The 6,008-nt window shown below is 37.7% G+C and carries 8 protein-coding genes; 2 read left to right on the top strand and 6 right to left on the bottom strand.

All coding sequences use genetic code 11. From position 1 onward, the window contains the following. Positions 1–274 precede the first annotated feature (274 nt). The 3 genes from hpf to AC4HAI_RS05665 form a co-directional block, all read right to left on the bottom strand. On the bottom strand, positions 275–826 hold the full coding sequence (hpf, locus tag AC4HAI_RS05675; protein ID WP_491110765.1) for a ribosome hibernation-promoting factor, HPF/YfiA family: 552 nt from the start codon (positions 824–826) through the stop codon (positions 275–277). A 74-nt stretch (positions 827–900) separates the two neighbouring features. Continuing rightward, positions 901–1,569 (bottom strand): ComF family protein, encoded by a 669-nt coding sequence (locus AC4HAI_RS05670; RefSeq protein ID WP_491110764.1) that lies wholly within the window; start codon positions 1,567–1,569, stop codon positions 901–903. Beyond that, positions 1,570–2,874 (bottom strand): ATP-dependent helicase ComFA, encoded by a 1,305-nt coding sequence (locus AC4HAI_RS05665; protein ID WP_491110771.1) that lies wholly within the window; start codon positions 2,872–2,874, stop codon positions 1,570–1,572. A gap of 45 nt (positions 2,875–2,919) precedes the next feature. Here AC4HAI_RS05665 and AC4HAI_RS05660 point away from each other — a divergent pair, with 45 nt between their 5' ends. Together AC4HAI_RS05660 and cysK are read left to right on the top strand one after the other, a co-directional pair. Continuing rightward, entirely contained in the window at positions 2,920–3,549 is a 630-nt protein-coding gene (locus tag AC4HAI_RS05660; RefSeq protein ID WP_491110762.1) for a YigZ family protein, read from the top strand. Positions 3,550–3,648: 99 nt separating this feature from the next. Continuing rightward, complete coding sequence (gene cysK / locus AC4HAI_RS05655; protein ID WP_491079294.1) at positions 3,649–4,578, top strand: cysteine synthase A; 930 nt, start codon at positions 3,649–3,651, stop codon at positions 4,576–4,578. Positions 4,579–4,694: 116 nt separating this feature from the next. On the opposite strand, the gene AC4HAI_RS05650 is transcribed toward cysK, so the two are convergent. The 3 genes from AC4HAI_RS05650 to AC4HAI_RS05640 form a co-directional block, all read right to left on the bottom strand. Continuing rightward, positions 4,695–5,078, bottom strand: a complete 384-nt coding sequence (locus AC4HAI_RS05650) for a hypothetical protein (protein ID WP_491110761.1) — start codon at positions 5,076–5,078, stop codon at positions 4,695–4,697. Further along, the gene (locus tag AC4HAI_RS05645) at positions 5,068–5,316 is read right to left on the bottom strand and encodes a hypothetical protein (RefSeq protein ID WP_491110759.1); all 249 of its coding nucleotides are present in this window, start codon (positions 5,314–5,316) and stop codon (positions 5,068–5,070) included. The genes AC4HAI_RS05650 and AC4HAI_RS05645 overlap by 11 nt, the downstream gene beginning before the upstream one ends. Before the next feature lie 109 nt (positions 5,317–5,425). Then, the gene (locus tag AC4HAI_RS05640; protein WP_491110758.1) at positions 5,426–5,902 is read right to left on the bottom strand and encodes a glutathione peroxidase; all 477 of its coding nucleotides are present in this window, start codon (positions 5,900–5,902) and stop codon (positions 5,426–5,428) included. Positions 5,903–6,008: the final 106 nt, after the last annotated feature.

Genomic DNA, 6,008 nt, shown 5'->3' with positions numbered 1-6,008 from the left:
ATCAAACTCTCATTTAAAGTTAATCTTACTCAGTCACTTCTGACTTATTGTTCTTTTTTTGACAGGTCGTATTCCTACAACCCGCACGCTTGGTTTCTTGTCTATTCAGTTCTCAAAGGTCTTTGTTGTCCTCTCGAGACAACTCCATTATTCTACTATACTTCTACGCCTCTTGTCAACTCATTTTTCTTTTTATTTTTTAAAATCAGATGACCTTGTGATATTAAAAGACATCCTTATGATTGAGGCTTCATAAGAATGTTCTTTGAAGTATTTATTTTTTTGCTTCAATTAAGCCATAGGCTCCATCCTCACGCTTGTAGATAACATTAACAGAGTCATCTTGAGAATCTTTATAGATGAAGAAGTCATGTCCGAGCAAATCCATTTGTAAAACCGCTTCTTCTGCATCCATTGGTTTAAGGTCAATATTTTTTGTTCTAACAATGGTAATGTCTGAAGCCTCTTCATTTTCTTCAGCGATGAAATCAGTAGAAAAGATCTCTCCAACCGCAATTTTTTCACGATGTTTTTTGGCGATTTTTGTTTTGTTTTTTCTGATTTGACGTTCAATCTTATCAGAAACAAGATCAATTGAACCATATAAATCTTGTGAAACATCCTCTGCTCTCAATGTAACTGCTCCAATTGGGATGGTCACTTCAACTTTAGCAGTTTTTTCTCGGTAAACTTTGAGGTTGACTTTGGCGTTCAGATTTTGATTATCATTGAAATATTTTTCAACTTTCAGGAGCTTCTGCTCTACATAATTTCTGATCGCTTCAGTAACTTCGATGTTTTCACCACGGATGTTAAATGTGATCATAGACTACCTCTTTCTTGCGTAAAACGCTTTCTTTTATAATTATTTTACTTCTTTACCTCATTTTTTGCAAGCCATTATCTTGCCAATGAAAAAGTTTTTATTTTTTCCACACCATTTTCATACAATATTTCTTTGGCTAACATTAGTGTTTTACCAGTTGTATAAACATCATCAACAATCACCACCTTTGGAGGCAATTTTTGATCTTTTGTGATTGAAAAGAACTGCTTTGTTTCTAATCTTTGCACTTTCGTCTTTCTAGATTGGTCCTCTATTTTTTTGCTTTCATCGACTCTTAACAGGGATTGAAAATTGATGTGCGCCGCTTCCAATAGTCCCTCAACTTGATTAAATTTTCTTTGACTAAAATTTTTACGGCTTATGGGAACAGGAATTACTACAAAATCTTTATAGATTTTTAGAGCCGATTGTATGTCCTGTTGAAAACAATATCTTAGCATATAATCCCCACTAAATTTATAGCTTGAGAAAAATTTTTTCATAGCCCTGTTGTAAGTATATAATGCTTTATGATCTACCGTATAGCCGCTCTCTTGCCATTTTTGGCAGTCTCTGCACAGCCCTTCAATTCCTATCTTGTGGCACCATTTGCAGTGTTTATCTCCAATGGTTTCAAATTTTAAATGGCAATCGTAACAAATATCGTATTGTTCTTTTAGTTCGAATAATTGCTTTAGACTTTTTTCTTTTCTGATTTTTTGTTGGCATAATAAACACTCCATTTATTTGCCTGCCTTTTTGTTCATTTGCTTAATTTCTTTAATTGCCTGTACCATCGCTTTTGTTTTACCACTATGGTAAAAATTTAATAAACCTTCCGGCCTTTCTTTACTTCTTCCCACACGCCCGCTCATTTGAATAAGAGCAGAGGCAGTATATAACTTATGAGAAGCTTCCACAATGAAGACATCTACCTTGGGGAAAGTGACACCTCTTTCTAATACTGTTGTGCTAACAAGTATGTTGACCTCCCCTGTCCTAAAACGTTCAACAGTAGAGAGTCTTTCCTCAGATTCACTAGATACAAACGCTACCGTCTCATTCTTAAAATATGCTCCTATTTTTTTACTAAAACATCTACCTCCTTCAATGGTTGGGTAGAAAATCAGCAATGGGTAGCCACTTTTCCTTTGTAGCTCTATATCATGTAGGAGTCTTTTAGGAAGTTTGATCTGCTTCGGACTCAGTAAACTCGTTAACCTGCCTATCCAGATCATTTTGGGAACTACCATGGCAGAATCGTGATACCTTTTAGGCAATTCAAGTTTTTTTAGCTGTGCTCTCTTAACCCGCTTATTCAATTGCTTGGTTGAAGTAGCTGTCAAAAAGATTTGTCTACCTGATTTTTTTAAAGCAAGATCAACCGCTGCCTCCAACATAGGATTTCCTGAATACGGATAGGCATCTACTTCATCAATAATTATTAGGTCAAAAGCTCTATGAAATTTAAAGAGTTGATGAATAGTTGCAATGACTAAAGGGCTACGCTTATAAGGCTTTGACCCCTGGTGTAAAAGACTAATTTCACAGGAAAAATCTCTTTTGCATCTTGAGTACAATTCGCGGCATACATCAACCCTGGGACTCACTATAGCTACTGCATAACCTTTGCTAAGGGCTTTAGCAATCGTAGCGTAGGTTATTTCAGTCTTACCGGCTCCTGTTACAGCATGTATCCAGACATCCTCATTGCTTAAGAAGGTCGATAGTAGCTGTTTAGATACTTTGTCTTGATATAGGGTTAACTGACCTTGCCATCTTAGATAATTTTCTTTGGGAAAGGGATGTTGTGGTAGTGAGTATAGACAAGAATCACTAGTTACCCTTCCAAAAACAATACATCTCCTACAATAATATGACTTATCCGGGAGCATCCATCTGCTATCAATGTGCGACTGACATCGACCACAAAATAACTGTCCTTCTCTGGTTATCATACTTGGACGCTGTTTAGAAAATTTCTGCACTGATTCTTCTATTTGAAATTCCAAAAATTGTCTACCGTAATAATCTTCTAATGTATCCATCATCTATTTATCCGAAATTAAGATGAAATATGATAAAATTTTCCTATGAATTTTAAAACTATTGCTAAGGATATTATCGTTGAAGATACCATAAAAAAATCACGTTTTATTTGCCATCTCAAACATGTTGAATCTGAAGAAGAAGCCAGAGCTTATATTGCTCAAATAAAAAAAGAACACTATAAGGCTAACCATTCTTGTTCAGCTATGATTATTGGTGAACAATCTGAGATCAAACGCTCTAGCGATGATGGTGAGCCTAGTGGAACTGCCGGTATTCCTATACTTAATGTTTTGGAGAAAAAAGAATTAACTGATGTCGTCGCTGTTGTCACACGCTACTTTGGTGGCATTAAATTAGGAACAGGTGGCTTAATAAGGGCTTACTCAAATTCTGTAGCTCATGCCATTGACGACACTGGTATAGTTGAAATTAGAGAATTGGAGGGAGTGGAAATAGAATTATCCTATTCTCAGTATCAATCTTTTCCATCCTTTTTATCTCAGCGTAATCTGCAAGAACTAGATACAGAATTCTCAGATAAGATTCTTACCAAGGTATTTCTTCGTTCTGAATATATAGAAGACTTTCTCAACGACTTGACAGAATTCTATAATGGTAAAATTTCTGTGACTAAGGCTGGTTACAGAACTGTAGCTGTTCCTACATCTTGATATGTATTCTCTATCACTTTTATAAAGAATTTGTATTTTACAGAATTCTTCTTTGATCCTATACTAGATTTACTTTTTAATTGAACTGAGGTGATATCTATGGTAAAAATTTATAACAATATTGTCGATCTCATTGGACAGACACCCATTGTAAAACTGCATAATCCTGATCCATCTGACCAATCTGATATTTATGTGAAGCTTGAAGCTTTCAATCCTGGATCTTCTGTCAAAGATCGTATTGCTCTGGCTATGATTGAAGATGCAGAGAAAAAAGGACTCATCAAACCTGGAGATACCATCATTGAACCTACCAGTGGTAACACTGGTATTGGCTTGGCCTGGGTTGGAGCTGCCAAGGGATACAAGGTTATTATAACCATGCCTGAGACTATGAGTGTTGAGCGACGTAAGCTCATTCAAGGCTATGGTGCACGGCTTGTTTTGACACCTGGAAGTCAAGGGATGAAGGGCGCTATTGCTAAAGCCGAAGAACTGGCTGATGAAATTGGTGGATGGATTCCATTACAATTTAACAATCCTGCTAACCCTGCTATTCACGAAAAAACTACCGGTGCTGAGATTGTTGATGCTTTTGGTGCTGATGGTTTGGACGCTTTTGTAGCTGGCGTCGGTACTGGCGGAACTATCTCTGGAGTCTCGAGAGCCTTAAAAAGTGCCTATCCTGATATTTCGATCTATGCGGTTGAAGCTGATGAATCAGCAATCTTATCAGGTGAGCAACCTGGTCCTCATAAAATTCAAGGGATCTCTGCTGGTTTTATCCCAGAGACCCTAGATACTGAGTCTTATGATGGTATTATTCGTGTGAAGTCTGATGACGCTATTGCTACTGGCCGTCATATCGGTCGAGAGGAAGGCTTTCTTGCGGGAATTTCTTCTTCTGCTGCCATTTTCGCTGCTCGTCAATTAGCTAAAGAACTTGGAGCGGGTAAAAAAATTCTTGCCTTACTTCCAGATAATGGTGAGCGTTATTTATCAACTAGTTTATTTGATTTTGATAGTTAAAAAGAGACTGGGCAAAAGGTTCAGATCAAACAAAAACAGAGACTCTCTTTTAATGGGAGTCTCTGTTTTTGTTGTGAGCTATTCTTCTGTCCCAATCTCTTTTAATGGGAATTTGATTAGTAGCTCTGAATTGCTTGGTCATCATTGTTTTCATCGCTTTGTTGGGGTTCATCTAGACCTTCAAAGGTGATATGTGGTGCAAAGCGGTGGATGTCTTCTTTAAAAGCTTTCTTTGAAAAGGTAGGACCTAGTCCCCAATCAGCAATGGCGAAGGGCTCTGTTCCTCCATCATGAAAAAATTGAAGCCCAGGGTACTCAGCACGAATACCCGAATCACGCAACCATTTAGGAGCAGTTGGAATAAACTTGTTACTCAAGGCAATTTTGCTGATATCGCTCCAAGGAAATTCTCTACGACTTTTTAGGTTGAAATCATAGGCTTCCACACTACTTGGTCGTAGAATGCAGTGATATTTTTCCCATCTTCGCTTATCTGACAACAAGGAGAACAAACCGATGATGAAGATAAAGAGAATGATTATCACGAAGGGAACCGAAAGAATGACCAGAGTGGAAGGGATCAAGTACATCATCGCTCCCACTAAATAAGGCCACTAGAAATCCACCAAGAGCAAAAATCACGTACAAGATTGTGATGACCAGTAGCATGGGGCCCTGATCTTTTATCGGGTGAACCTCTTCTTTATAGACAATTTCAGTTTTTGTATCATTCTCCATAATATCTGACCTCCTCTAGCACCGCTCTAAATTATAGCACAAAGTATGGCAAATCAGCAAATCTTTAAAAGCACTCCTTTGTTTAGAAACAGAAAGGAGGGTTTGTTTCTTATAGCAAGATTTCAATAGCTTTAGCCATCTTTTTAGGTGCTGTGGTGGAAGAAAAGCGTTTGACAACCTTGCCATTACGGTCAATGAGAAATTTAGTAAAGTTCCATTCGATAGTCTTACCCAAGGCACCTCTCTTTTCTTGCTTCAACCATTGGTAGAGTGGGTCAGCTTGTTTGCCATTGACGTCAATTTTAGCAAAGCGTGGGAAAGTGGTGTTATAGTTAAGGGTACAGAAAGTATTGTTTTCTTCGGCTGTTCCCGGAGCTTGCTGCTTGAATTGGTTACAAGGAAAATCTAAGATTTCAAACCCTTGCTCTTTGTACTCATCGTAAAGAGCTTGTAATCCCTCATACTGAGGGGTTAAGCCACAGCCGGTCGCTGTATTAACGACCAATAGCACCTTTCCTGAGTATTGATTAAGGGAGCAGTCTGTACCATCTTGATTTTTAACAGTAAAGTCATAAAGTGTTGTCATCATTGTTTCCTTTCTAATTACCAAATGTGGACTAAAAGCTGCAAGAACCCTCGCAACAGTAATAGTCCTAACAGAAAGAGCTCCTAGTAGAGCAGCATTATTAAAA

This window comes from Streptococcus sp. ALY_208 (genome assembly GCF_058314295.1).
The sequence above is the reverse complement of the archived record's forward strand: the minus strand, read 5'-3'. Positions and strand labels throughout refer to the sequence as shown.

Excerpts from the sequence above, each read along its gene's own strand:
- cysK (WP_491079294.1), top strand. The coding sequence starts at position 3,649 with ATGGTAAAAATTTATAACAATATTGTCGATCTCATTGGACAGACACCC.
- AC4HAI_RS05645 (WP_491110759.1), bottom strand. The coding sequence starts at position 5,316 with ATGGAGAATGATACAAAAACTGAAATTGTCTATAAAGAAGAGGTTCAC.
- AC4HAI_RS05670 (WP_491110764.1), bottom strand. The coding sequence starts at position 1,569 with ATGGAGTGTTTATTATGCCAACAAAAAATCAGAAAAGAAAAAAGTCTA.
- AC4HAI_RS05665 (WP_491110771.1), bottom strand. The coding sequence starts at position 2,874 with ATGGATACATTAGAAGATTATTACGGTAGACAATTTTTGGAATTTCAA.
- AC4HAI_RS05660 (WP_491110762.1), top strand. The coding sequence starts at position 2,920 with ATGAATTTTAAAACTATTGCTAAGGATATTATCGTTGAAGATACCATA.
- AC4HAI_RS05640 (WP_491110758.1), bottom strand. The coding sequence starts at position 5,902 with ATGACAACACTTTATGACTTTACTGTTAAAAATCAAGATGGTACAGAC.
- hpf (WP_491110765.1), bottom strand. The coding sequence starts at position 826 with ATGATCACATTTAACATCCGTGGTGAAAACATCGAAGTTACTGAAGCG.